The following is a 25,015-nucleotide window of genomic DNA, read 5'->3' as shown; positions in this document are numbered from 1 at the left end:
AGGAAAAATATAAACTGTTTTAAAAAAGTTAGTGAAAACCATTTTAAAGCGTGTTACCGTTATTGATGGGGAACGATTAGCTAATCTTCCAATCTATTTTGGGAGGTAACAAATGAATTACAAAATTGAAATTTTAGATAATTATAAAATGGTTTACGTTAGAAATGTCGGAGAATACGGAAGCTCTGTGAACTTTCAAATGATGAAAAATTTTAAAAAGTGGGTTTCTCATAACCATTTGGAAGAAGTTAAAAAAACTAAAGGAATTATTGGCATTGCACGAGATAATCCTCAGCTTACACCAGCTGAACAATGTCGATATGATTTAATGTTGTTTACGGATAAAGATTTCTCACAGGATTCTCAAGTAAATATGGGGGATTTTGAAGGGGGTAAGTATGCAGTGTTTACTGTTACTCACACGACAGAAGCGGTCGATTTATTTTGGAAAAATATAGATAAAACTATTTCGCAAAATGATTTAACTATAGTAAATGCACCTATACTTGAACGCTACAAAGAAGAGGAAGGCGAAGACAAGGTTTGTGAATTTTTAGTACCAATGAAATAAATCATTTCTGTACTTAAAAGTTTCAGTCAATGGAGGAGTAAATATTAGTGAGTTATAAAAGTTTATATTATTCAGAATTTGGTCAGCCGGAGATTGTTATTCAGGAAATGGATAGAAGGATTTCGCATTTAGAGGAAGATGAAGCGCTCGTTGAAATGGTAATGGCGCCTATCAATCCTTCCGATTTGATTCCTGTAACTGGCGCTTATGCCCACAGAATTTCGTTGCCAAATACAGCCGGATATGAAGGTGTGGGAATCGTTAAAGAAGTTGGAAAAGCAGAGGATCAGTCATTAGTAGGTAAAATGGTATTACCATTAAGAGAAGAAGGAACTTGGCAAGAAGTTGTAGTTATGAAAGCTAGCCAGTTGATTATCGTTCCGGAAACTATCGATTATAGGATAGCTTGCCAAAGTTATATTAATCCTATTACAGCCTGGCTACTTTGTGCTAGAGAAATTACATTAAAAAAACAAGACTTTTTATTAGTCAATGCCGGAAATTCTTCGATTGGAAAGATATTTATTCAACTTGCCAACATTTTAGGCTTTAAAATAATTTCAGTGGTTAGAAACGAACAATATCGAGAGCCGTTAAAGAAATTAGGCGCAGATTATGTGATTAACTCGAAGATAGAAAATGTTTTTGATGCGGTCATGACAATAACGGAAGGAAAAGGTGTTCAAGCTGCCATCGATATGATCGGTAGTTCAGCTGGAACAACTTTAGCTCGCTGTGTCACAAATGGTGGAGATTTTCGTACGATTGGTTTACTTTCAGGTTATCAAGTAGATTGGTAATATATCGCGAATCATTTAAATATTACAGCCAAAATATTTCACTTAAGACATTGGAGCGAAAATTGTTCCCTTGAAGAATGGCAAAAGCAATTTGAGACGATTTTTCACTTAATAACTGAAGAAGGATTGCAGTTAACCTTTCCGCAAATCATTTATCCCTTTAATCAATATAAACAAGCCATAGGAAAAGCCTTAGATCCGACAGTGAAGGAGAAAGTGTTTCTTTCGTTTAATTTCAATCAAAGATCAAACTTTTCGTAATAACATAAAGTATATAATTTAACACACCTTCTTATTTACAGTAAAATGAACATGAGGAAACAAACAGAAAGAAGGAGATAAGATGACAGTAACCCCATTAGAAGCGCTATCGGATAACTATATTTGGCTTTATCAAAAGGATCAGGGCCTTGTCGTTGTAGACCCAGGTGAAGCGCAGCAGGTTCTGGACTATTTAGCTAACCATAAAGAATTCCATCTGGCAGCTATTTTACTTACACATAATCACGCTGACCACACTGGCGGCGTAAAAGAAATTGTAGCTGAACATCCGGATACTGAGGTATACGGGCCTGAAGAATGCCGGGTTTATGCTACAAATATTGTACATGAAGGCGAAACTATTGATTTGTTAGCTAGCAAATGGAAAATTATGTCAGTACCCGGACATACAAACGGACATATCGCTTATTTAGTAGATGACAAAGTTTTTTGTGGCGATGCTTTATTTATGGCAGGTTGTGGCAGAGTCTTTACTGGAGATTATCAAGCGCAATTCGAAACAGTGAACAAGTTTGCACAACTAGCAGATGATACCAAAGTATACGCAGCTCACGAATATTCAGAAACCAATTTGCGTTTTGCCAAAGAAGTGGATCCTTCAAATTCTGCGGTAAACGAAGCCCTAGAAAAAGTGCGCCAACAAAGAGAAAACAACGAGCCAACCTTGCCTTCAACGATAAAAACAGAGAAAGAAGTCAATCCATTTATTCGTGCCAACGATTTTGATGAGTTTGTACAATTAAGAAATCAACGTGATGGTTTCAATTAATCATACGAAAAAGGAGCGATATTCAAATTGGGTATCGCTCTTTTCATGTTATTTTATAAGTGTAGTTACTTCTCCGCTTACTTAATAGGCCAATATTTTTCAATAAGAAATTTACGAAGTGAATAATAACTGTTTATTTATTAATAAATTGGTCGTTACTAGTGTTATCATTCCAAATGTACTCAATGTCGAACGCAATTTTTTCCGCTATTTTTCTACCATGCTGGTCTGCAATAAAGCCTAAAGCCATATCTATTCCTGCAGACACTCCTGAGGAAGTATAATACTTACCTGAAACCACCCATCTAGCTTTTTCTTGCCAAAAAACGGACTTGTTAACAGATTTCACCCAATCGAATGCTCTTTTATTGCTGGTTGCTTTTTTATTATTTAAAAGTCCCGTTTTTGCTAGCAAGGCAGCCCCTGTACAGATTGTTAGAACATTAGAAGCTGATAGGCTAAGATGTTTTAATTTTTTTATCCATTCTGAATCCTTGACCAGCTTCCTAGTTCCCTTACCACCAGGAATAATCAGAATATCTTCATTTGTCAAATGGGCTATTGGTTGGGTCATCATTTCTGCGTTTTGACTACTTTTAACGAGTCCGCCTTTCATAGAGTAGTAATTTAAGGTATAGATGTTGGGTAAACGACCAAAAATTTCTACAACACCGAATAGATCTAAAGATTCAAAATCATCAAATACTAAAAAATTTACGTTGATCATTGTTGTCCTCCTTTTATGACGCTTTTTACCATTTGTCTTGGAAAAAATAAAAAATTATTTTTCCTCCCAGATCTTTCATGATAATCATCATATGCATACAATATTAAAATTGTCAAAGTCTTATAGCTTTCAATTCTTTTTAACTGCCATTCATTATAACTGTCATTTTACTTTACTTTTTTATTTATTTTTAAAATTGGAGAATGATTTTCAATTTTTTTATTCAACTTTTTATTATTGAATAAAGAAATCAACTTCCTCTTTTTATTGGCATATTGGATAGTAAAAGGATAAAGTTTTATTCATTATTAGTCTGTGGGGATTTAACATCCCTTTGCAATGAACTTAAAAAAAGTGGCCAAATAATAATGAAAAAATCTTCATTAAATTTTTGTCCTATTTTTAAGACAAGCTTTTAAAAATATCCGATAATAAATAAAGTGGGAAAATAATACCCTTTTGTTACAATAAAAATAATTCTATCCTTTATAATAGGAGGCAAGAGGTGGGGAAAATGGAACCGTTAAACTTGTTATTAGTTGAAGATGAAGAAAGTCTGGCTAGTTTTATTCAAAGTGAATTACAATTTGAGGGCTATAAAACGAGCTGGGAGGCAGATGGCGAGTCAGCGCTAGAAACATTTTTACAAAAAAAAGACCAATTCGATTTAATTTTACTGGACTGGATGTTACCGGGATTAGACGGGATTACTGTGGCGCGTCGTATTCGCAAAGTAAGTAAGATACCGATTATTATGATGACCGCTCGCACACAAACAACCGATATCGTGACCGGCTTAGATACTGGCTTAGACGACTATATCACCAAACCATTTGAAATTGAAGAGCTTTTTGCCCGTATCCGTGTGATTGAACGACGTTTACAAGAGCAAAATGAAAAAAGTAATTTATTACGTTATAAAGGAATTACGATGGATGTCGCCAAACACCAAGTGCAGGTAAAAGATGAACTGATTGAGCTGACACCCAAAGAATTTGGGATTTTATATCAATTAATGAAGGAGCCTGAAGTGGTGAAAAAACGCGATGATTTATTGAATGAAGTCTGGGGCTATGATTATTTTGGGCAAACAAATGTGGTTGATGTATATATTCGTACCTTGCGTAATAAATTAAAAGAAGTTGACGCAGACTCTTTTGTTCAAACCGTTCGCGGTGTGGGTTATGTATTGAGGGATCCTTATGAAAACTAAACAAACAGCCAAGCGACAATTAACCGTCCGTTTTATGGGGCTATTTGCCTTGATATTACTTTTAATGAATGTCATTTTTGTCGGCTTATCAATTGCTTTTGTCTATGATTATATCTCTGACCGCAGTGAACATATTTTTGAAACCATAGAAAAAAGTGCGTCCTCAGAGCAAAGTTGGTCGCGGTTGGTCGATAATTATGTCATAGAAGATGAAGGCGAAGCGTTACGAGTTCGTTTATCTAATGGTAAAACCTATTATTCAGAAGATGCAAGAGAGACCTTTGAAGATATTGCAAAAGGACGAAGTGTTCCTTTTTTGGAACATTTTGTATTTGCTGATGACGAACGTTACTATTATGAAGAAAAAGATGTGGACAATGCGAAGATTGCCTTAGTGATTGATAGTGAAGCAATTACGGATATTGTTACTAGTTTATTGATGGCCAATCTTTTGCTAAATGTGATTGGTTTGATGGTTGGTGCGCTACTCATTTACTGGATGGTGGGTCGCTGGAGTCAAAAATTGAGTAAGATGTCAAACGAATTGAATCAACTGGATGAAACGCAAGGATACTTAACGGTCCCAGAAGATCCTCAGGAGTTTTATCAAGTGGCCACGGCATTTAATACATTATTAAAAAAGCAACGTCAAGCCATTGAGCGTGAAAAACAATTTGTCAGTGACGCTTCGCATGAGTTACGAACGCCGATTGCAGCCATTCGCGGCCATGTCAATTTGATTCAGCGAAGAAGTGAAACGCACCCAGAAGTTATTCCGCAGTCTTTAGCCTTTATCGATAAAGAATCAAAACGCATTGAACAGTTAAGCGAGCAGCTGTTAACACTTGGCCGTGCGGAAAATAAAAAGCAAGTAGAAGATATTAACCTCTCACAACTTGTTACTCAAGAAATAGAAGATTTACAAACGACAAGAAAACGAGCAATTAATATGCAAGTAGAAGCAGGGATTCACTTTAAGGCAGCAAAAACGGACCTACAGCAAATCATACAAAATTTGCTGGAAAATGCTTTGAAATATGCACCGACGGGCGAAATCAAGGTTTCACTGCAACAAAATAAAGATATTTTGCTGCAAGTAGCAGACCAAGGGGTCGGTATCGCTGATGAAGAAAAAGAGAAGATTTTCGAACGACTTTACCGTGTTGATCAAGCCCGTTCTAGCAAGGTGGACGGCTCAGGAATTGGCTTATCAATTGTAAAAGCGCTTGTGACAAAGTATGAAGGAATTATTCAGGTTGAAGATAACCAACCTAAAGGAACGATATTTACGATTACTTTCTCTAAAAAATGAAGAAATTTTCATCTAATTTATTCCTTCTTTTGATTTTTCTAAATGAAATCCTTGCTAATATAAAGATAGAAAAACAGGAAGGAAGGGAAGTAAGATGAAACATTTTAAAAAGAAAATCGTCGGAGGTATTGCAGCCGCAGCGGTTTTTGTTGTAGGTGGAAGTTACGCTTGGGCTTCAACTAGTGACAAAGAACTGGACAATTCTGACACTGATAAAATTGAAATCACAGAGAAACAAGCGTTGGATACATTTTCTGATAAATATGATAAAAAAGTTGAAAGTATCGAATTAGAACCTACTCGCGATGGGTATGTGTACGAAGTGGAAAGCTATGACGATGAAATGGAATATAATACGGATATCGATGCAGCTTCAGGAGATATTATCGGTACAAAGAGTGACAAAGATGATGAAGACGATGATGAAAAAGAAACACATTACGAATTAAAACCAAAAGATGCCATTAGCCAAAAAGAAGCTAGCAAAATTGCAGAAAATAAAGCAGATAGCGGCAAAGCTCGTGAATGGAAATTAGAAAGAGTTTCGGATGACACACAAACCTGGGAAGTCAACGTTCTTGAAAAAGGAAATGAGACAGAAGTAACCATGGATGCAGACAACGGAAAAATTATCGAAGTCGAACAAGACGATGATTAAAGCAAAAAGGTTCATTGCTCAAATTGGCAATGAACCTTTTTTGCTATGAGGATTCTTTTTTCTTTAAAACGATGTCGGTGTATAACCAGATCGTTAAGAAATAATAAAGCAGGTATAACACAAAGAAAATGAGAAATGGTAACCAAATGCCGGCATAAGGTTCAGTAAGTAAAGAAGTGAACATCTTTAGACCAAATAGGACGTGAATCGCACCTAATATACCGGGAGCTAAAAATAAGACGGCAATCTCCTTTCGGATTGATTTTTTTAGTAAACTCATCCGAGTTCCGATTTTATTTAACATATCATAGCGCACGACATCACTGGCTGCCCCTGACAGAATCTTAAACATCAAACAGCTAGCTAGCATGGTCAAAAAGGCAATTCCTAGGAAGAATCCCATAAATTCAAGACCAGAAAATGTTTCATTATAGAGATTGTAAATGTCATATTTCTGATTCATTGCAAATTGGCCTTGAGCTAAAGAAGGGTTTTGTTTTATATTCTCTGTTACGATTTTTTGAATGCGATCTTTTTGCGCCATAAAATCTTTGACCTGAACAACTTGTAAGCTGCTTGTCTGCTGACTAAGACTCCTAAATTTATCTTCTGGCACCATCGATAGTTCTTTTTCCTGTTGTTCGGGCAACAACAAGGTGCGCAAACTATCCATCTTTGCTTCATCATTCGCTAATTCTTTGCCAGAATAAGTTGTTTTTTTAGGCGTCGTATCGTAGTAAATCGCATTTAAAGGCTCTTCATCAAACTGTTCTTGATTAAAATAAATGGTATTTTTATCCTCTTTTAACTGATAGCTAACATCCAATGTTGGGTTTAAGTTCTCGACTTGTTTTTGGTCTGCATCTTGCGCGTTATTTAAGAGTAAGTCATAGGTTGACGTTTGTTCAGTCATTTTTGGGATTTCGTTGTGAAAACCTAGTCCAACAGTTAACGCACCTAGTGCTAAGGCAAAAATGATCGACACCATCGAAAGCATTTTGGTATAGTCTTGGATACGAAAACTTAACTGCGATAAAGTAAAGTTATTTAGTTTTTTCAATCTTAAATTATCGGAACGTTTTAAAAGATTTAAAACAAAAATCATGACAGAGTGGAAAACGAAATAGCTTCCTAATACAATTGTAATTAGAGCGATGATTAGCGCGAGTAAGCCAATTTTTGCAATATTATCCATCATGTAATAACCGATTCCGAGTAAAACGATTCCGCCAACAGCCTCTAAAGACAATATCACTGGTCTACGTCGTGAAGCAGTCGGTGTTTCGTTTGCTTTTAATAAAGATAAAATCGGTTTTTTAACAATGGAAGAAGCATTGATTGTAGCGGCCAATAAAAATAAAATCGTAAAAAAGACCAATGTAATAAGGAGTGCTTTAGAACTAAAGACGGAAAAGTTTGTTACTTGTATGTCCAATTGGTTGGTCAAAAGTTTGCTTACAATAGAAGATAATCCGACACCTATCGCAGAACCTAAAATTGTTGCTAAAAGACCGATAATAAACGTTTCGATAAAAATCAGCAGAGCGATTTTGCGTTGCTTGGCACCTAACATCATAAACATCGCATAGTCTTTTTGTCGCATACTCATCAAAAATGAATTGGCATATAAGATATAAACTAAAGTAATAATGGCAAGCAAAACAGAACCTAACTGAAAAATAATAGCTGTCATAGCCACTGGCGAATTACTTGATAAAAAATCGTCATTACTTGCCATAGATTGAAACATATAAAATATTCCTGCGGCAATCATCAGCCCAGAAAATAGTACTGCATAATCGCGCCAACGTCCTTTAAGTCCAGTGAGTGATAATTTTAACAGCATTTGCGTCCACCTCCTATTGTTCTAATGTTCCTAAAATGGTTAGTATTTGTTTATAAAAGCTTTCCCGGCTTTGGTCGTTTCTTTTGACTTCTTGTTGAATGACACCATCTTGGATAAATAAAATTCGTTTACAATAGCTAGCGGAAAAAGGGTCGTGTGTGACAAGTAAGATGGAAATTTGGTCATTTTGATTTAATTCTTTCATGGTGTCCAGCAAATCACGTGAGCTTTGTGAATCAAGTGCACCCGTCGGCTCATCACCTAGTAAAATAGCAGGCTGAGTCACCAAGGCACGAGCAGCGGCTACCCGTTGTTTTTGCCCGCCCGAAATTTCTGCTGGATATTTTTCCAAAATAGCATCAATCGATAAACGTTGCGCGATTTGATTCACACGTTTTTTGATTTCTTTTGGTTTGACGCCTTGAAGGGAAAGAGGGACGGCAATGTTTTCAGAAGCGGTTAGATTTTCTAATAGATTAAATTCTTGAAAGATAAATCCTATTTCTTGGCTACGAAAATCCGCGATTTGGTTGCCTTTTAATTTCGTGACGTCATTTCCATCGATGGTGATCGTGCCATCCGTTGGTTTATCAAGAGTTGCAAGTAAATTTAACAAGGTCGATTTACCTGAACCAGAAGGCCCCATAATGCCAATGAATTCTCCTTTTTCCACCGTAAAAGAAAGTTGTCTTAACGCCTCTGTTTTCTTTCCTTGTGCTTTACCATAAACTTTTTTAACATTTTGTGCATCGACAATTTTTTCCATGTTCATTTCCTCCTCATAGTTTTTCTTTCGCTTTTGTAGGAATATCATTTTCTTTTATCTGCTTGTAAGAAGTAACCCCCTTTTTTTGATTCCAAGTTACTTTTAAATAAGCTCCTTGGATTAAAGGACGATTTTTATAGGCAGTGAAATGCATCTTCTTTTTTTGACCCGATTTGTCAACACCTGTTAATGCATAATCGTAAGAAATAATCGGTTCTCCATCGTCTGTTCTGTCTGTATTCTTATTGCCTTTATCGGTAATTTTTACATAGTAGTCATCACCGCCTTGCACAATTTTTTCAGTAATTTTTAGCCCGCCGAAGGCTAGAACGGCAATAAGCACAATTCCAATCAAAAATTTCTTCAAAAGATTTCCTCCTTGTAGTTTGTTGATAGTCTTATCTTAATAGGAGAAACTTTCGAATCTTTTTCGCAAATCTTACAAAAGTCTTACAATACAAAAAAACCATAATGATTAGATTCCAAATCTAATCATTATGGAAAACTTTAATAGCGTTTTTTTACATTTCTATAAAACCGTCATAATCTCTTAATAGTGTGATATCTTCGCCTTCGGATTGCGCTTGCTTGATTCGTATTTCTCCCCAAATAGACATGGAAACGAGAATATCTCGCAATGTCTTTCCTTCTTCTGTTAAAGAGTAGACGACTTTAGGAGGAACTTGATTATAAACCTCTCGAGCAATAATTTGATCTTTTTCTAATTCTCTAAGTTGTTGTGTCAGCATCTTTTGTGTCACATTGGGAACTTTCCTTTTTAATTCTCCCGAACGTAAAGGGCCGTGTCCTAGATTACATAAGATAATCGGTTTCCATTTTCCACCGATAACATCCAAGGTAGCTTCGATGCCCATTTGATAGATTTTACTCATGATAAATCCTCTTTTCTTCCAATAGGTACTTGTAGGTACCTATGGCACTTTATAGTGCGTACTTACGCTTTGTTCTTTATGGCTTTATACTAACATATGTAAAGCAAAAGTGCTTTATCAAAAAATAAGGAGTGTTGAAGTATGGCAAATTATCAATTTTTAGCACCTTTTCAATTTAATAACGGTGTCACCTTAAAGAATAAAGTAGTCATGGCACCTATGACAACCATGTCTAGTTTTTACAATGGAAAAATCACACAAGATGAACTTCATTATTTTGCAGCCAGAGCTGGGGGACCGGGGATGGTTATTACTTCAGTGGCGAATGTTTCTGATAACGGCAAAGGATTTGAAGGCGAACTCTCTGCAGCAAGTGATGACATGCTTCCAGGTCTGAGACAGTTGGCAGCAACGATTAAAAAAGATGGCGCAAAAGCAATTTTGCAGATTTTTAATGCCGGTAGAAAATCGACCTCACAAGTATTACGTGGAGAAACGCCTGTGAGCGCTAGCGCAATCGCGGCAGAATTTCCTCCTGGTTTGGAAACTCCGCGAGCTCTAGAACAAGAAGAGATCGACCAAGTGATTGCAGATTTTGGTACGGCGACTAGACGGGCTATCCAAGCAGGTTTTGACGGTGTTGAATTACATGGAGCCAATACTTATTTACTGCAACAATTTTATTCACCACATTCAAATCAACGTACGGATAAGTGGGGCGGCGATCTGGAAAAACGGATGAGATTTCCACTTGCGGTCATTAAAGAAGTGACGGAAACGATTGAAAAATATGCAACAGATTCATTTTTATTAGGCTATCGGATTTCACCTGAAGAGGTGGAGACACCGGGAATTCGTTTAGAAGATACTTTATATCTGGCAGAAAAAATTAAAAGCCAAGTAGATTACATTCATCTATCTATGGGAAGTTACAAACGTACTTCATTAAACGATGCGTCAGATAAGACGCCTATTTTGGAAAAGTTTGCAAAAAGAATTGCCAATGAAGTTCCGCTGATTGGCATAGGTTCAGTGGAACTTCCAGCAGATGCCGAAGAAATGTTAGATAGTGGTGCTGACTTAGTAGCGATTGGCCGGGAACTTTTACGGGAACCACAATGGGTACAAAAAGCCAAGATAGGCGATGAAGCAAGTATTCGCACCACAATGAGCCTTGCAGATATGGAAGAATTAAGTATTTCAGGCGCTATGCAAACGTATTTGCAAGAATCATTTGGCAGCGTAATGAACTTCACACCTAACGGCAAAAAAGCAGAAGATTATCAAAGTCAAGCAGCTCCAATGGAAGGCTTTGAAAAGAAGCTGTAAATTAAAACGATCTTTAACTTGTGTAAGCAGAGTGATATAACAAAAAAGAGTTTTGTTTAAAAGATAAAAATAGAGGGAGTAAGCGGATAAAACGCTCCCTTTATTTTTAACTATTTAACCCATCTATGGAAAAACTATGGTATAGTATCTCTAATATGAAAGGTGGGAGGCTATGCAAAAACCAGAGAGATTAAAAGTAGGAGATACCATTGCTGCGATATCGTTATCAAGTGGTACGGCAGGTGAACCTGAAATTTTGTGGCGTTACCAACAAGGGAAACAACAATTAATAGAGATGGGTTTTAACGTTGTTGAATTAACTCATACCTTAGCGGGAACAAAATTTATTTATAATCATCCAGAAGCTCGCGCTCAAGATTTACATCAAGCATTACTCAATCCTGACATCAAGGGAATTTTTTCGACAATGGGCGGTTTTGAAAGTTATCGCATATTCGAATTTATCGATCTAGAATTAATCAAAAAACATCCTAAAGTTTTTATGGGATATTCAGATTCCACTAGTATCCATCAGATGTTTCGATTGGCCGATGTTGTCTCATTTTACGGTCCGTGTTTGATGGTTGATTTTGCTGAAAATGGCGGAGTATATGATTTTACTCGTAATTGTTTTACCGATGTCTTAATGAAAGAATACGATAGCTATGAATATCCTTGGCGCAAAGAGTGGACGAGTGAGATTATTCCCTGGGAATCAGGCAATAATGAGCAGTTGCGTTCTTTGACCCCCGATGAAGGACCAATGGTGTTACAAGGAAGTGGCATCGTTGAAGGCAAACTAATGGGCGGATGTCTTGAAGTTCTTTCAATGTTAAGAGGAACTGCCTTATATCCGCCAGTGGATTCTTTTAAAGACAGTCTGCTGCTATTAGAAACTTCAGAAGAAACTCCCGCGCCTGATACAGTTGAAAGGGAACTAAGAACTATGGGTGTTATGGGCATTTTACAGCTTGTTAATGGTATTTTAGTTGGTAAGCCACAAGGGAACCAATATTTTGCTGAATATCAATCAGCGATTAAAAATGTATTACAAGAGTTTCAACTAGAAGAACTGCCTGTATTATATAATTGTAATTTTGGCCATAACGAGCCTAAATGGACTCTTCCTTTAGGCCTACAAGCCCAATTGGATATGGACAATCAGACATTGACATTACTGGAATCTGCTACGGTTTAAATCTTTGCTTTTGTTATTGGTTTTTCTTATTAGAATTATTTTTTCCATACGTTCTTTTTTGTTGACAGGAGAAGGGAAAATATAGATAATGATGCCATCAAGGGGAGTAGCACACATTTTTATGTGATTTTAGATCAACATGCATGCGGCATTGCCGCTGGTCTAAGGTGTTATTGCAAGACCTGAGTGCTTTAAGCACTTAGGCTTTTTTTCTTGAAATGAAATATTTGGAGGAAAATAATGAATTATAAAAAGAAAATAACAGCTTCAGGCCTTTTGGTAGCAATGGGTGTTGTTTATGGGGATATCGGGACAAGTCCTTTATATGTAATGAAAGCTATTGTAGAAGAAAATGGCGGTTTGTCCACCATAGACACTTCTTTTATATTGGGAGCTATTTCATTAATATTTTGGACGCTCACTTTATTAACGACAATAAAGTATGTCGTCATTGCTTTAAACGCGGATAATCATGGTGAAGGGGGTATTTTTTCACTTTATACATTGGTAAGAAAAAGTGGGAAATACTTGGTTATACCGGCGATGATTGGTGGAGCAGCGCTGCTTGCTGATGGTGTACTCACCCCAGCTGTTACTGTCACCACTGCCATTGAAGGTTTGCGGGCTATTCCAATATTTTACGAACAATTTGGCATGGATCAAAATATTATAGTTTTCATTACTTTAGGCATATTACTTGTTCTATTTGCCGTTCAACGTTTCGGAACAGATGTTGTCGGTAAAGCCTTTGGTCCGGTAATGTTTTTATGGTTTACATTTTTAGGTATGATGGGAATTCTTAACTTCAGCGATAACTTATCTGTTATTCGTGCATTAAATCCTATGTATGCCTATCAACTATTAGTTAGTTCGGATAATGCTTTGGGGATTTTTATATTAGGGAATGTCTTTCTAGCAACGACTGGGGCAGAAGCTCTGTATTCGGATATGGGACATGTTGGTAAAAATAATATTCGTCTAAGTTGGCCTTATGTAAAAATCTGTTTGATGTTAAACTATTTCGGGCAAGCAGCCTGGTTAATAAAAGCAAATAATAATCCAGTATTTTATGAAAATGAACAGTTAAATCCTTTTTTTATGATGTTGCCTAATGGCTGGATGGTTATCGGCGTGGGATTTGCAACTGTAGCTGCGATTATTGCTTCTCAAGCCTTATTATCCGGTGCTTTTACTTTAGTTTCAGAAGCCATCAAGTTAAAATTGCTGCCGCGCTTAAAGATTGTCTTTCCAGGAAAAACCATCGGGCAAATGTACATTCCAGTGGTTAATTTATTTTTATGGCTGGCTTGTTCGCTCATTGTGGTCGGTTTTAGAACCTCTTCGAAAATGGAAGCTGCTTACGGCTTATCCATTACGGTGACGATGTTGATGACCACGATTCTGCTTTATTTTTATCTTATAAAAAGTGGAAGAACTCAAATTTTTTCGCTGTTTCTCACATTATTTTTTGGCACGATTGAATCGATTTTCTTTATCTCGAGTGCTTCGAAATTTTTTCATGGCGGGTTTGTTGCTGTATTACTTGCCCTTGCGATTTTATTTGTCATGTTTATTTGGGAGCGTAGTAAAACAATAGAGGAACGAGAAGCCGAAGAAATGAATTTAAATGACGTCTTACCCCAATTAGAGCAGCTTCATTTGGATGAGTCAGTACCAATGTATCAAACAAACATTGTCTTTTTAGTTCCTAAAATTGAAGGAGATTTTGTTGGCAAACAGTACCTGTATTCGATTCTTGATAAGCGTCCGAAAAGAGCCAAAATTTATTGGTTTATCAATGTTGAGGTAACAGATGAACCTTATACAAGAGAGTTCAAAGTGGACATGATGAAAACGAATTTCTTAGTAAAAGTGAAATTGTACTTAGGTTTTCGTGTCCATCAAGAAGTCAATGTCTATATTCGCCAAATTATTCAAGAGTTGATGTCTGACGGTCGGTTAGAAAAACAACCGCAACGCTATTCTATTACTCCAGGTCGAGAGGTAGGAGATTTTCAATTTATTTTAATTCAAGAATCTCTTTCTAACAACACGGAACTAAGCAAATGGGAGCGGCAAATATTACAAACAAAACTATTTATCAAGCGTTATACGGCTTCTCCAGAAAATTGGTTTGGCTTAGAAAATAGTGATATTAAATATGAAACGGTGCCTTTAGTTATTGGGAAAATGAAACGTCCTAAATTACGCGAACGAAAGTAAAAAATTAAAATAGTGAAGAAAATAATTTCTTTAACATCAAAAGAACAGCTAGATATCAGCTCTAGCTGTTTTTTAATATTGCTTTATTGTTTGATTAACGTTGAGTTATTTTTTATGGAGCCTACGGGGATCGAACCCGTATTATTTGGCTGCCAGCCAAACGTAATCCCATTATACTAAGGCCCCAAAACTGACTTTGCTTACAAACCAGTTTAAATGTAACATAAGATGTCTAAAATAAAAAGGTGAAAACTTGCGAAGAAACACAAAATAATTTTCTTTTATGTTTCTTCCTATCATCCGGCTACATGACGAACTTTAACGACAGAAGGAGAATCAAAATAATAATGCCCGGTAAAAAGTTGGACACTCTTAATTTGGTTAGTTGCAATAAGTTGAGTCCAATTCCTAAAATCATAAGTCCACCGATAGCACTAATTTCATTCATTAATTCGTCCATAAAGTTCGCTGGTATTAATTGAACTAAAAAATTCGCTAAGATGGCTATACTTCCTTGGTATAAAACAACAGGAATTGAAGAAAATAAGACACCATAGCCAAAAGAAGCCGTTAACATGACGGCCGTAAAGCCATCCATGACGGCTTTTGTATATAATGTCTCATGATTTCCAGTAGCGCCGCTTTGAATTGCTCCAACAATTCCTAAAGAACCGATAACAAATATCAGAGAAGCCGTAACAAACCCTTCCGCAAAGCTGCTCTCCGATTTAGAGAAATGTTTTTGTAAGAATAGTCCAAATTTATTCATGTAGGTTTCAATTTTAAGCGCTTCGCCGATCAGAGCTCCGATGGAAAGACTAATCATGATTAAAGTAAATGATTGGGTTGATATGGTCATTTGTATGCCTAAGGCGATAACACCCAAGCCAATGCCTTTGGTTACCGTTTCTTTCATTTCTTCAGAAATATTTCTTAATAATACACCTGTTAAGCTTCCCATAACAATCGCTAGTCCGTTAATAAAAACTCCTGTTAACAAATTATCCCCACCCTTTATCAGAAAGAGTATATCATAAGCAAACATTGTTCGGTAGCCTTATTTAGCTTTTGCAGAAGGTTAGTAAAAAAATCACACAAAGCATATGAAGTAAAACGTAATTTAAATATAAAAAAGGAATGTTTTGCAAGTAGCACGCATAAACATTCCTTTTGTGTAGGGAGCAGATTTTTTCATTCTGTCGTTAGTATTTATCTATTTTTCATCGGCCACTTTCACGATTTGTTTTCCGATGTTTTCGCCGCTAAATAAACCTAAAAAAGCATCCGGAGTTTTATGGAAACCATCATAAATTGTTTCTTCAAATTTTAATTCTCCGTTAGCTACTGCTTTTTCTAGCGCTTCATAAGCTTCATCAAAGGAGTCAGCGAAATCGCCGACAAGGAGACCTTGCATTTTTGCTCTTGAATTAATTAAGAAACGTTGGACACGTAAGCCAATATCCTCTTCGCCCTCTTTAAGGTTATAAGAGGAAATAGCACCACATACAGGAATACGGGCGAAAACATTTAATAAAGGCCAAACCGCTTCTGAAATTTCGCCGCCGACATTTTCATAATAAACGTCAATGCCATCAGGACAAGTTTTTTTAAGTTGTTCACTGACGTTTCCTTTTTTATATTCTACAGCTGCATCATAACCTAGGGTTTCAGTGATATATTGGGCTTTTTCCTTCGAACCAACAATCCCAACGACACGAGCACCGGCTCTTTTAGCAAGTTGACCAGCTACTTGTCCAACCGCTCCGGCTGCACCAGATACAACGACAGTTTCGCCTTTTTTAGGCTCCCCAATATGCATCATGCCAAAGTAAGCTGTCAAAGCAGGCATTCCTAATACACTCAGTGCGTTGCTTGGTTTTAAACCGTTTGTTTGTACTTTTCGTATATCTGAAGCTTTTACGACATTGTATTCTTGAAAAGCAAGATTGCCAGTGACTAAATCGTCTTTTGAAAAATTATTATCGTTTGAACGAATAACTTGGCTTACGACCGCTCCGTATAATGGTTGACCTACTTCAAATGGCGCAGAATAAGATGGTGCGTCGGACATTCTGCCACGCATATATGGATCCACCGACAGATACAAAGTTTTTACCAACATTTCACCTTGTCCAGGCTCAGGGATATCAACCTTTTTATATGCAAAAGTATTTTCATCGGGCAAACCGTTCGGACGTTCTTTTAAAATTAACTGTTCTTGTTGCATTTTATTATCCCTCGCTTATTTATATTTTCTTCTAACAAAAGTGTAGCATAATCAATACCAAAACGTAAAAAATTTGGCAATGAGTATGTAGAATGAAAACCCCATTATGCAAAAAATGAACGATTGACTCAAAAAGCCAGATTGTACCATTTTATTATGAAAAAAATTGTTATAATAAGACTATAACTAGTAGAACTTGAAGCAAATGAAGAACCTGCAGTGTAAAGGAATCTAAACCGATAAATTGGGATTACTAATGAAAGGTGAGAAAAAATGTTATATAAAAAAATATATTCGTCTAGCTTAGGAAGTATTTTAATTTTAGCTGATGATAAATCTTTATTGGGTGTATGGTTTGAAGATCAGAAATATTATGGAGCTTCGTATTCTTTAAATGAAATAGTTTATCAAGAAAATAGTATAACAAAAGAGGTAACCGCGTGGCTGGATAGTTATTTTAATGAAGAAAACCCGCCAATAGATAATTTGCCGCTAGATCCGCGTGTCACGGCTTTTCGTAAAAAAGTACTAGAAGTATTAAAATCAATTCCTTACGGACAGACAACTACCTACCAACAGATAACGAATCGATTAAAAGAGATATATGGAGAAAACGTAGGTTCCGCAAGAGCTGTAGGTGGAGCGGTGGGACATAATCCTATCTCTATAATTATCCCTTGTCATAGAGTCATTGGAAGTGACGGTTCATTAACGGGTTATGCCGGGGGAAAGGAAAGAAAAATGGCCTTACTTACTTTGGAAGGATTTTATAAATAAGCAGGAGGTGTCTTGGCGATGACAGTAACCGAAACTCAATATCAAGCAATAAAAAACAACGATAAAAGTTATGACAATGTATTTTGGTATGCTGTGAAAAGTACGAAAATTTTTTGTCGGCCAACTTGTCGTTCTCGATTACCTAAAAAAGAAAATATAGAAATTTATTATACTAAAGAAGAACCTGTTCGTGCCGGCTATCGTCCATGTAAAAGATGTCAACCGCTAGGCGAAATTGTTAGTAATGAAGAATGGGTCCAAGAAATCGATACTATTTTACTCCAGAATTACCAGCAAAAATTAACGCTTGAAGAACTATCGTATTTAGCTCGTGGTTCTGAATCTAACTTAAGGCATACGTATAAGGCGGTGACCGGCACGACTCCGCAAAAAAGGCTAATGGATATCCGGTTAGAGGCGGGACGAAAAAAATTATTGAAGACAAAATTAACTGTAAAAGAAATTGCCAAAGAAGTTGGCATAGGAAATGTTGGCTATTTTATCAGGAAATTTCGTGAGTATTATGGTGATTCTCCTTTACAATTTAGAATGAAAAATACGGAAATATAAGAAGCATAGAAATTATTGCTCCTGTCGTATGTTAAAACGGACAAATAGTATTCTGTTAATAAACAAATAAGAAAGCTTATTTAATAATTTCTTAGAAAAATGGAATAAACTATAAGTTATAAAAGAACTATAGGGTTATTTTACAAAAATTGTAATTTTTTAAAGGAAGGAGAACAGCTTCATTCGTCAGATATATGTTTATAGATATCCTGACTTGTACTTAATTAAAGTGTGGTGAAGCTTTTTTCTTCGAATAAATAGACGCTTATAGTATGATAGCTTTAACTTATTTATTGTGTAGTTTGAAAATACACAAGAACGGAGAGACTTATGAGCTTAAATGGATTAATGATGCAATATTTTGAATGGGACTTACCTAATGATGGAAACCACTGGAAAAGACTACGTGATGATGCTAAACACCTTAGTGAAAAAGGGATTACCGCTGTTTGGATCCCCCCTTGTTTTAAAGGAACAGGGCAAGAAGATGTAGGTTATGGAGTCTATGATTTATACGATTTAGGCGAATTTGAACAAAAAGGAACAACACGTACGAAATATGGGACCAAAGAAGAATTACATGAAGCCATTGACGCTTTACACGAGCAAGGCATCCAAGTATATGCAGATGTGGTCTTAAACCATAAAGCAGCTGCAGATGAAACAGAAGTTTTCAAAGCCTTTCAAGTCGATACCAATGACCGTCAAAAAGCTATTAGTGATGAACATGAGATTGAAGGTTGGACGCATTTTTATTTTCCGGGAAGAAAGGGAGAGTATTCGGACTTTGAGTGGCATTGGTACCATTTTTCTGGTGTTTCTAAAGACGAAAAAACTGGAACAGAAGGTGTCTTTCAGATCGTAGGAGACGGTAAAGGTTGGGCCGATGACGGCGAAGTTTCGAATGAATTTGGTAATTTTGATTATCTAATGTTTGCGGATATTGATTACGGTCACGAAGAAGTTATTGAAGAAACGAAAAAATGGCTAAAATGGTTCATTAATGAAACCAAGATTGATGGGATTCGTTTAGATGCCGTCAAACATATTAAAAGTTCAATGGTGGATGAACTGGTTAATTATGTACGTGCAGAGTTTGGCGAAGATTTCTTTTTTGTGGCAGAATATTGGGAACAAGACTCTGAAGTGTTAGAGCAATATTTGGCCAACCAAGATTTTGATATTTCGATGATGGATGTACGTTTTCACTATGCTTTGCATGAGGCTTCCGTGGATCCAGAAAACTATGATTTAACCCAATTATTTGATGGTACTTTATACCATGATAATGCGAAGTACGCTGTCACTTTTGTAGATAATCATGATTCACAACCAGGACAATCTTTAGCGTCTTTTGTAGAACCTTGGTTTAAACCACTAGCCTATGGCATTATTTTACTGAGTTCCTATGGTTATCCTTGTTTATATTATCCTGATTATTATGGGTATTATGCAGAAGATGTGGATTACGATGGTAATCAAGAACTTATCGATAAATTACTTTATATACGACAACAATTTGCTTATGGTAAAACAGAAAGCTATTTAGATGATGCAAGGTGTATTGGTTTTACTCGCAGTGGAGATGATGAACACCCAGAAGGATGTGCAGTGGTTATTTCTACCGCTGATGAAAATGAAAAAGAAATGAATGTTGGCAGCCTTCATGCAGGTGAAACTTATGTTGATGTTATAGGATACCGAGAAGAAGAAGTAACGATTGAAGAAGATGGCTCTGCTGTCTTTGCGGTGGGGGCTGGCTCGATTTCAGTATGGGTACCAAAAGAAAAAATTGAAGCTTAAGTATGAGTAAGCTTGGTTGAAATTCTTATAATGAATAAAATCTCTTTGTTTGCAAATAAGCAGAGGGATTTTCATATCGATCTATTTATTAGAAGTAAGATTATTTTGGAAAAAAAGAAGGGAAGTCCACTAAACTAATCTTGATTTTCGATAGAATGAATAAAAAACACTTACACTTCCCTTGATTTTTTATGAAATGAAGGAAAGGTGTGCATATCTCCCTTCATTTTACTCAAAAAGAAGGGGAGTTTTCTTGATGTCTTTTTGTTATATATCGAAGACAAATATAGGAAATGCTTTTCTTTTAAGTGGATTTATAATAGGATAATTTTATAACAGAAATTTGCAAACGCTTAAAAATGGGGGGTTGTTTGCTGGTTTTAAAAATACACAGGAGGAATTTTATGAAAAAAGTGTTAACCATTTCCGTGCTAGCAGGTATATTTTTATTAGGAGGCTGCCAATCTGGTGAAGAAGCAGACGAAACTCCTAGCGAAAATACCTCATCAGTTGCGGTATCTTCAACAGAAAGCCAAACAACAGAAAGCACTAGCCAAAGCACAACTTCTTCAAGCCCTACATCGTCTTCAGAAGTAGAAGAAAGCTTGTGGAATGATGACAAAGCTCAATCTTTAAGCTCATTTATGGCAGATTGGGGAGAAACGATGGACCAAAAGTATAAAGAGTACTCTGAAGGGAATAATGTGGATTGGTATGGTACACAGATTCCTGACGTGCTGGTCGGAGAAGATAAAAGTTGGACAACGATGTTGGATGAAGAACCAGTTAATTTTGAATGGTCAGAAGATGGCGAAGCTTCGGAGGACAATTATGCCTTAGTTGCGGTATATTCGGATGCCGATTCGCAAGGATACATGGACCAACACCTTTATTTCTTTACTATTCATGAAGGTGAACCCAAAGTACTTGTTTCAAAACAAAATCAAGGAAATGCGGAAAACAATTTTTATTTTTGGGAAACAGATAACCAAGAGTTAAAAGATGGTTTTTCTAGTATTGTGAATGAAAAGCAAATTTAAAAAGTAATAAAATAAGGATAGACTTAATAGCTATAACTATAAAAATATAAGTTAAAGCAAAGTAAAAACTCTTGATATTGCGGATGAATCTAAAAATTAAACAATATATGTCATTATTTTATGATTGCTAACAATATAATGCATATACTTTCCGATATTACAAGGCTACGCTAATTTATATCCAATTATGAAGGATTATCACTTAAAATTAAGGAAGAAGGAAATTTTATTGGAATTATTTGCACTAACTATGATTGCTCTTTTAGCAGGCTTTTGCCAACCTATTCAAGGAGGAGTCAATGCTCGTTTAGGTCAAGCAAGTAATTCATCATTTTTTAGCGGAGCGATTAGCAATTTTATTGGCGCTATCATCATGTTTATTATTGCTTTCTTTTTCTCAAAAGAGCTTCCCAGCTTGCCTAAATTTTTGGAAAATCCATGGTGGATATGGACCGGGGGATTGTTCAGTGTTGTTATCATTGTTTCTACGTTAGTATTACCCAGTAAAATGAGCTATATGGCTTTCTTTAGCACCTTTATGACTGGTCAAATTGTTATGGCGATGTTAATTGATCGTTTTGCTTTGTTTGGAGGTCATACGGTGGCGATTTCGCCAAGTCGAGTCATCGGCTTAATTTGTTTAGTGGTTGGTGTGTATTTGTCAGGAAAATGATAGCAGAATATTTGGTAGTAATCTTACTTACGACTTTTTACTGACTTTAATGATTGCGTGGACATGCAAGTAAACTATGTAGTCATTATATATCGTAAGAATTTGTAAATGGAAAGTGATTTTAAAACTATAAAACAAAGCGAAAGGACGTAGTAGTTGCGCTCTTTCGCTTTATTTTATAATAAATTCTATGAGCTTTTTAGCTTCAATTTTTACATGAAATAAGGGATGAATAGACTTAAAAATAATAACAGGTCTCTGCGCTTTGTACATAAAAATGTTGTGTATAAAAAGAAATTATGATAGGTTGAAATAAAGTTAAGCAAAGCATTTATCTACTATAGTTGTGAACTTTAACTTTGTTAAATTTAAAGGGTGTTTATATGAATATTAATCGTTATTCTCCACTTATTAAGAGCGTGGTCTTTATTTTATTGTTGTTTGTAGTGCAAATGCTGGTTAACCTTGTTTATCAACAACCTATCCCAAATAATTTTTTCAACCTTAGTTTTATTATCACTTTGTATATTATTCCTTATCTTTTGTCTTTTACTAAATGGAATTTATTCTATCAATTTCTAATTTTTTTGCTTATTTCTTTCGGCTATTTTACGACTAGCTCTTTTTTGGTCAATAGTTATGTTGACTATACTTCAATTTTATTGCAACTAGCTATTTCATTTTTTACTGCGTTTGTTATGTTACTGTTTTCTTTAGTTATCCGAAAGAAAAGTCCAAAATAAGCGATTGTTTTGTTTATTGATTGTTACATAACTCACTTATTGAAGGCGAGGAAAACATTTTATCGTTGATTGGAAATACGGTTTCTATTATTTATTTAGGACAATAGCGAATTATACAATAACAGTCAGTGTTATTTTTATTACACGTGCTATTTACAGCAGTTTGTTAAATAAGTGAAGAAAGATAAAATTTACTATTTGTCTAAGATATGAGTATTGTAAAGAACTTTTTGAATATTTCATTGAAGAAAAGGTCTGTTGTTAGGAGGAATTTCTATGAGATCGTTAAACAAGAAAAAGCAATCTTTACGAAAAGAGTTAGAAAACACTTATTTGGAAAATACTATTGAGCAAAAGATTCTAGACTCTGCAATTGTCCGGCTTAATAACGGGCAAAAAGAGAAAGATGTTTTGAAGGAAGTAAAGAGTCAGTTTAGAAAGTTAGCTCTTAATAAAAAAATATCACAGAAGGGTCTTTCGTTGTATACAGAATTGCAGCGTCCTAAACGAGATGTTGATATTGCCTTATCTTCAATGACGTGGTTTCAATAACGTCGGTTGTAAGTTATCCTTTTACTGAAAAATATAGAGCTTTTGTCAAAATACACCCATAGTTTTGTACTGTTATAGAGTGACTTACTTTAGTTATAATCGTTTTAATTTTTGTTTATTCGCTTTCGTGGTTAGTCGATGTTAGAAGGTATATCTATATTTTATTTTTTGTATTCTTTGGTATCTATAAAAGAAGGGAAAAAGTAAACGAGGTGAACGTTTTGTTAAAAAGTTAAGCGTTTTAGAGTCACCATAGCCATTATTTGTCAAGCTAGAAATATAGAAATGTTAACGCTTTTATTAGCTTTAAGATTCAACTTAATAAGACTATTTCATTTTTACTTGGAGGCTTTAAATTATGAAAACAAAAAATAATAAAAATAAGAAAAAAGAAAACCCTAAAGTAACTATGTTTGAGAATACCCGTCGATTTGCTACTGGTAATTTGGGAGATCAGTATCACAGTAACTCATGGAAAGATACTTTAGTAATAATTATCGTTGTTGTAGTGGGCTTTTTTCTATATAGTATTTTTGGAAATTAGCTTGTAACAAAATTGCCTTTAATTATGATAAGGCAGGTAATTGAGGGAGAAATTTTCTTAGCCGATTATTAAAGACAAAGAAACTATTATGTGACATTTTTGAAAAAATTTTGATGAAATTATAAATGGTAGAGGGATTTTATGAAATATTTCTTTTATATACTAATACCATTGCAGTATCTATTGCAATTTACATTAAGCCATATCAAACTTCCAATTTCTGATATGGCTTTGGCTTAGTCTTAGCTATTCAATATATTCAACATAAAAATATCTGGTATTCTATTGGTACCCGCATCATCGCTGCTATCCTACCGCTGATTATGTAGTTATAGTAGGCAGTTACATTAAGTTTATAAAGAAAAGAAGTGCTATTGAGTTTTTAAGACCAACTAAAAAGCTAATTGAAGAGATTTATTCGCACTGTTTGATTTTTTTGAACTAGCACAAAAGTTTTTAAATTGTCTATTACTTTTATGTCAATTAATGAAAAAATTAAGCGCTTTGTCTTAGAAAATTAGCTTGAGGAGAAAGCCGATATGCTAAAATCTGGACAGCTTTTTAAGGAATATAAAAGAGAATGCACCTTGTTTATAATTCATACGAAAACCTCTGATCTTCTCGTTTAAAAAAGAAGGTAGAGGTTTTTCTCTCGTTTTTAATTAAACATAAATAAAAAATGTTTATTAATATATAGACATAATATATTTTTGATGCTATTATTTAAACAAGTAAAAAAGCGGAGGGAATAAAATGAATGAAAAAAGCTTAGAAAAGGGCATTATAGAAACTGATTCAGAATTAGTTTGTTTGTTTTGTGGTAAGACATTTAATAAAGAAGAAATTTTTTCACTCGGGGATAAATTAGTCACAGCTAACTATGCAGTGAATCAACATATTGAGAAGCAACATAGCGGTCCATTAAAAGCGCTTTTAAATCTACCTGCAGAAACGACGGGGATCTCAAGCACACAAAAAAGGTTAATCACGCTTTTGGGGCTTGATTTAAGTGATCAGGAGATTGCCGAACAATTAGATATCAGCACCTCTACCATTCGTAATCACCGCTTTAAATTGAAGGAAAAGAAGAAGCAGGCACTTTATTTTATTGCTGTTATGAATCTACTTGAAAGAAGGAATAAGAAAATGCAAACAGACGAATTGAATATCCATAATTATGACGAACGTTTTGATATCCAAGATAAGGAGAAACAAAAGGTATTAAAAACCTTTTTAAATGAAGATGGAAAAATTGAATCTATTCCACGAAAAGCTAAAAGCAAAATTATTTTGCTAGGCTATATTGCTGAATTTTTTAATAATGAAAAAACTTATACGGAAAAAGAAGTGAATGCGGTGATTCAAAAAGTTCATGAAGATTTTGTAGCAGTCCGTCGGTATTTAATTGAATATGGATTTTTGGCCCGAACAAATGACGGGGGTAAATACTGGAAAATTTAAGGAGTTTAGCAGAAATTGAAGGGGAATATTTATTATTT

General features: G+C 35.3%; 24 protein-coding genes and 1 tRNA gene. 17 read left to right on the top strand and 8 right to left on the bottom strand.

Annotated elements, in window-relative coordinates:
* The first annotated feature begins 112 nt into the window (after nucleotides 1-112).
* The 3 genes from TS1_RS09875 (at nucleotide 113) to gloB (ending at nucleotide 2,422) form a co-directional block, all read left to right on the top strand.
* Complete coding sequence (locus TS1_RS09875) at nucleotides 113-571, top strand: GyrI-like domain-containing protein (protein WP_068710291.1); 459 nt, start codon at nucleotides 113-115, stop codon at nucleotides 569-571.
* A 47-nt stretch (nucleotides 572-618) separates the two neighbouring features.
* A complete protein-coding gene (locus tag TS1_RS09870; RefSeq protein ID WP_245610126.1) occupies nucleotides 619-1,371 on the top strand; it encodes a zinc-dependent alcohol dehydrogenase family protein in 753 nt (250 codons plus the stop codon).
* Between the two features lie 343 nt (nucleotides 1,372-1,714).
* A complete protein-coding gene (gene gloB, locus TS1_RS09865) occupies nucleotides 1,715-2,422 on the top strand; it encodes a hydroxyacylglutathione hydrolase (RefSeq protein ID WP_068710289.1) in 708 nt (235 codons plus the stop codon).
* A gap of 133 nt (nucleotides 2,423-2,555) precedes the next feature.
* Here the strand turns inward: gloB and TS1_RS09860 are convergent, their stop codons facing one another.
* Entirely contained in the window at nucleotides 2,556-3,149 is a 594-nt protein-coding gene (locus TS1_RS09860) for a DJ-1/PfpI family protein (RefSeq protein WP_068710287.1), read from the bottom strand.
* A 514-nt stretch (nucleotides 3,150-3,663) separates the two neighbouring features.
* Here TS1_RS09860 and TS1_RS09855 point away from each other — a divergent pair.
* The 3 genes from TS1_RS09855 (at nucleotide 3,664) to TS1_RS09845 (ending at nucleotide 6,332) form a co-directional block, all read left to right on the top strand.
* Nucleotides 3,664-4,362: a response regulator transcription factor gene (locus tag TS1_RS09855; protein WP_068710297.1), complete on the top strand. Its 699-nt coding sequence runs from the start codon at nucleotides 3,664-3,666 to the stop codon at nucleotides 4,360-4,362.
* A complete protein-coding gene (locus tag TS1_RS09850; RefSeq protein ID WP_068710285.1) occupies nucleotides 4,352-5,674 on the top strand; it encodes a sensor histidine kinase in 1,323 nt (440 codons plus the stop codon). The genes TS1_RS09855 and TS1_RS09850 overlap by 11 nt, the downstream gene beginning before the upstream one ends.
* A 94-nt stretch (nucleotides 5,675-5,768) precedes the next feature.
* Nucleotides 5,769-6,332 (top strand): PepSY domain-containing protein, encoded by a 564-nt coding sequence (locus TS1_RS09845; RefSeq protein WP_068710283.1) that lies wholly within the window; start codon nucleotides 5,769-5,771, stop codon nucleotides 6,330-6,332.
* A 43-nt stretch (nucleotides 6,333-6,375) separates the two neighbouring features.
* Here TS1_RS09845 and TS1_RS09840 read toward each other — a convergent pair whose 3' ends face one another.
* The 4 genes from TS1_RS09840 to TS1_RS09825 all read right to left on the bottom strand — a co-directional run bounded on the left by TS1_RS09840 (nucleotide 6,376) and on the right by TS1_RS09825 (nucleotide 9,837).
* The gene (locus tag TS1_RS09840; protein ID WP_068710281.1) at nucleotides 6,376-8,178 is read right to left on the bottom strand and encodes an ABC transporter permease; all 1,803 of its coding nucleotides are present in this window, start codon (nucleotides 8,176-8,178) and stop codon (nucleotides 6,376-6,378) included.
* A gap of 13 nt (nucleotides 8,179-8,191) precedes the next feature.
* Nucleotides 8,192-8,944, bottom strand: a complete 753-nt coding sequence (locus TS1_RS09835) for an ABC transporter ATP-binding protein (RefSeq protein ID WP_068710279.1) — start codon at nucleotides 8,942-8,944, stop codon at nucleotides 8,192-8,194.
* Between the two features lie 13 nt (nucleotides 8,945-8,957).
* Nucleotides 8,958-9,311, bottom strand: a complete 354-nt coding sequence (locus TS1_RS09830; RefSeq protein ID WP_068710277.1) for a YxeA family protein — start codon at nucleotides 9,309-9,311, stop codon at nucleotides 8,958-8,960.
* A gap of 154 nt (nucleotides 9,312-9,465) precedes the next feature.
* Nucleotides 9,466-9,837 carry a winged helix-turn-helix transcriptional regulator gene (locus TS1_RS09825; RefSeq protein ID WP_068710275.1) on the bottom strand — a complete coding sequence of 124 codons (372 nt, stop codon included), beginning with the start codon at nucleotides 9,835-9,837 and terminating at the stop codon, nucleotides 9,466-9,468.
* A gap of 141 nt (nucleotides 9,838-9,978) precedes the next feature.
* On the opposite strand from TS1_RS09825, the gene TS1_RS09820 reads away from it, so the two are divergent.
* From TS1_RS09820 to TS1_RS09810, 3 genes are all read left to right on the top strand, one after another.
* Nucleotides 9,979-11,166: an NADH-dependent flavin oxidoreductase gene (locus TS1_RS09820; protein WP_068710274.1), complete on the top strand. Its 1,188-nt coding sequence runs from the start codon at nucleotides 9,979-9,981 to the stop codon at nucleotides 11,164-11,166.
* Between the two features lie 172 nt (nucleotides 11,167-11,338).
* Nucleotides 11,339-12,364 (top strand): S66 family peptidase, encoded by a 1,026-nt coding sequence (locus TS1_RS09815; RefSeq protein WP_068710272.1) that lies wholly within the window; start codon nucleotides 11,339-11,341, stop codon nucleotides 12,362-12,364.
* Nucleotides 12,365-12,604: 240 nt separating this feature from the next.
* A complete protein-coding gene (locus tag TS1_RS09810) occupies nucleotides 12,605-14,587 on the top strand; it encodes a KUP/HAK/KT family potassium transporter (RefSeq protein WP_068710268.1) in 1,983 nt (660 codons plus the stop codon).
* Between the two features lie 115 nt (nucleotides 14,588-14,702).
* Here the strand turns inward: TS1_RS09810 and TS1_RS09805 are convergent.
* From TS1_RS09805 to TS1_RS09795, 3 genes are all read right to left on the bottom strand, one after another.
* Nucleotides 14,703-14,773 (bottom strand) — tRNA-Ala (locus TS1_RS09805).
* 118 nt (nucleotides 14,774-14,891) lie between these two features.
* The gene (locus tag TS1_RS09800) at nucleotides 14,892-15,632 is read right to left on the bottom strand and encodes a DUF554 domain-containing protein (protein WP_083498295.1); all 741 of its coding nucleotides are present in this window, start codon (nucleotides 15,630-15,632) and stop codon (nucleotides 14,892-14,894) included.
* A gap of 168 nt (nucleotides 15,633-15,800) precedes the next feature.
* A complete protein-coding gene (locus tag TS1_RS09795) occupies nucleotides 15,801-16,814 on the bottom strand; it encodes an NADP-dependent oxidoreductase (protein ID WP_068710265.1) in 1,014 nt (337 codons plus the stop codon).
* A 273-nt stretch (nucleotides 16,815-17,087) separates the two neighbouring features.
* Here TS1_RS09795 and TS1_RS09790 point away from each other — a divergent pair, with 273 nt between their 5' ends.
* The 8 genes from TS1_RS09790 to TS1_RS09750 all read left to right on the top strand — a co-directional run bounded on the left by TS1_RS09790 (nucleotide 17,088) and on the right by TS1_RS09750 (nucleotide 24,977).
* The gene (locus TS1_RS09790; RefSeq protein ID WP_068710263.1) at nucleotides 17,088-17,591 is read left to right on the top strand and encodes a methylated-DNA--[protein]-cysteine S-methyltransferase; all 504 of its coding nucleotides are present in this window, start codon (nucleotides 17,088-17,090) and stop codon (nucleotides 17,589-17,591) included.
* Between the two features lie 18 nt (nucleotides 17,592-17,609).
* The gene (locus TS1_RS09785) at nucleotides 17,610-18,161 is read left to right on the top strand and encodes a bifunctional transcriptional activator/DNA repair enzyme AdaA (RefSeq protein WP_068710262.1); all 552 of its coding nucleotides are present in this window, start codon (nucleotides 17,610-17,612) and stop codon (nucleotides 18,159-18,161) included.
* A 330-nt stretch (nucleotides 18,162-18,491) separates the two neighbouring features.
* A complete protein-coding gene (locus tag TS1_RS09780; protein ID WP_068710261.1) occupies nucleotides 18,492-19,964 on the top strand; it encodes an alpha-amylase in 1,473 nt (490 codons plus the stop codon).
* A 404-nt stretch (nucleotides 19,965-20,368) separates the two neighbouring features.
* Entirely contained in the window at nucleotides 20,369-21,004 is a 636-nt protein-coding gene (locus tag TS1_RS09775) for a DUF4767 domain-containing protein (protein WP_068710260.1), read from the top strand.
* 229 nt (nucleotides 21,005-21,233) lie between these two features.
* Nucleotides 21,234-21,677 (top strand): DMT family transporter, encoded by a 444-nt coding sequence (locus TS1_RS09770; protein WP_068710259.1) that lies wholly within the window; start codon nucleotides 21,234-21,236, stop codon nucleotides 21,675-21,677.
* 1,019 nt (nucleotides 21,678-22,696) lie between these two features.
* Nucleotides 22,697-22,972 carry a hypothetical protein gene (locus TS1_RS09760; RefSeq protein ID WP_245610125.1) on the top strand — a complete coding sequence of 92 codons (276 nt, stop codon included), beginning with the start codon at nucleotides 22,697-22,699 and terminating at the stop codon, nucleotides 22,970-22,972.
* 358 nt (nucleotides 22,973-23,330) lie between these two features.
* Nucleotides 23,331-23,516, top strand: a complete 186-nt coding sequence (locus TS1_RS09755) for a DUF6366 family protein (RefSeq protein ID WP_068710257.1) — start codon at nucleotides 23,331-23,333, stop codon at nucleotides 23,514-23,516.
* Nucleotides 23,517-24,269: 753 nt separating this feature from the next.
* Complete coding sequence (locus TS1_RS09750; protein ID WP_068710248.1) at nucleotides 24,270-24,977, top strand: DUF2087 domain-containing protein; 708 nt, start codon at nucleotides 24,270-24,272, stop codon at nucleotides 24,975-24,977.
* Nucleotides 24,978-25,015: the final 38 nt, after the last annotated feature.

Origin of the sequence: Tetragenococcus solitarius NBRC 100494, assembly GCF_001544195.1 — a bacterium.
GTDB lineage: Bacteria > Bacillota > Bacilli > Lactobacillales > Enterococcaceae > Tetragenococcus > Tetragenococcus solitarius.
The sequence above is the reverse complement of the archived record's forward strand: the minus strand, read 5'-3'. Positions and strand labels throughout refer to the sequence as shown.

Coding starts and splice junctions, on each gene's coding strand:
- TS1_RS09875 (WP_068710291.1), top strand. CDS start 113: ATGAATTACAAAATTGAAATTTTAGATAATTATAAAATGGTTTACGTT.
- gloB (WP_068710289.1), top strand. CDS start 1,715: ATGACAGTAACCCCATTAGAAGCGCTATCGGATAACTATATTTGGCTT.
- TS1_RS09860 (WP_068710287.1), bottom strand. CDS start 3,149: ATGATCAACGTAAATTTTTTAGTATTTGATGATTTTGAATCTTTAGAT.
- TS1_RS09855 (WP_068710297.1), top strand. CDS start 3,664: ATGGAACCGTTAAACTTGTTATTAGTTGAAGATGAAGAAAGTCTGGCT.
- TS1_RS09850 (WP_068710285.1), top strand. CDS start 4,352: ATGAAAACTAAACAAACAGCCAAGCGACAATTAACCGTCCGTTTTATG.
- TS1_RS09845 (WP_068710283.1), top strand. CDS start 5,769: ATGAAACATTTTAAAAAGAAAATCGTCGGAGGTATTGCAGCCGCAGCG.
- TS1_RS09840 (WP_068710281.1), bottom strand. CDS start 8,178: ATGCTGTTAAAATTATCACTCACTGGACTTAAAGGACGTTGGCGCGAT.
- TS1_RS09835 (WP_068710279.1), bottom strand. CDS start 8,944: ATGGAAAAAATTGTCGATGCACAAAATGTTAAAAAAGTTTATGGTAAA.
- TS1_RS09825 (WP_068710275.1), bottom strand. CDS start 9,837: ATGAGTAAAATCTATCAAATGGGCATCGAAGCTACCTTGGATGTTATC.
- TS1_RS09820 (WP_068710274.1), top strand. CDS start 9,979: ATGGCAAATTATCAATTTTTAGCACCTTTTCAATTTAATAACGGTGTC.
- TS1_RS09815 (WP_068710272.1), top strand. CDS start 11,339: ATGCAAAAACCAGAGAGATTAAAAGTAGGAGATACCATTGCTGCGATA.
- TS1_RS09810 (WP_068710268.1), top strand. CDS start 12,605: ATGAATTATAAAAAGAAAATAACAGCTTCAGGCCTTTTGGTAGCAATG.
- TS1_RS09800 (WP_083498295.1), bottom strand. CDS start 15,632: ATGTTTGCTTATGATATACTCTTTCTGATAAAGGGTGGGGATAATTTG.
- TS1_RS09795 (WP_068710265.1), bottom strand. CDS start 16,814: ATGCAACAAGAACAGTTAATTTTAAAAGAACGTCCGAACGGTTTGCCC.
- TS1_RS09790 (WP_068710263.1), top strand. CDS start 17,088: ATGTTATATAAAAAAATATATTCGTCTAGCTTAGGAAGTATTTTAATT.
- TS1_RS09785 (WP_068710262.1), top strand. CDS start 17,610: ATGACAGTAACCGAAACTCAATATCAAGCAATAAAAAACAACGATAAA.
- TS1_RS09780 (WP_068710261.1), top strand. CDS start 18,492: ATGAGCTTAAATGGATTAATGATGCAATATTTTGAATGGGACTTACCT.
- TS1_RS09775 (WP_068710260.1), top strand. CDS start 20,369: ATGAAAAAAGTGTTAACCATTTCCGTGCTAGCAGGTATATTTTTATTA.
- TS1_RS09760 (WP_245610125.1), top strand. CDS start 22,697: ATGAGATCGTTAAACAAGAAAAAGCAATCTTTACGAAAAGAGTTAGAA.
- TS1_RS09755 (WP_068710257.1), top strand. CDS start 23,331: ATGAAAACAAAAAATAATAAAAATAAGAAAAAAGAAAACCCTAAAGTA.
- TS1_RS09750 (WP_068710248.1), top strand. CDS start 24,270: ATGAATGAAAAAAGCTTAGAAAAGGGCATTATAGAAACTGATTCAGAA.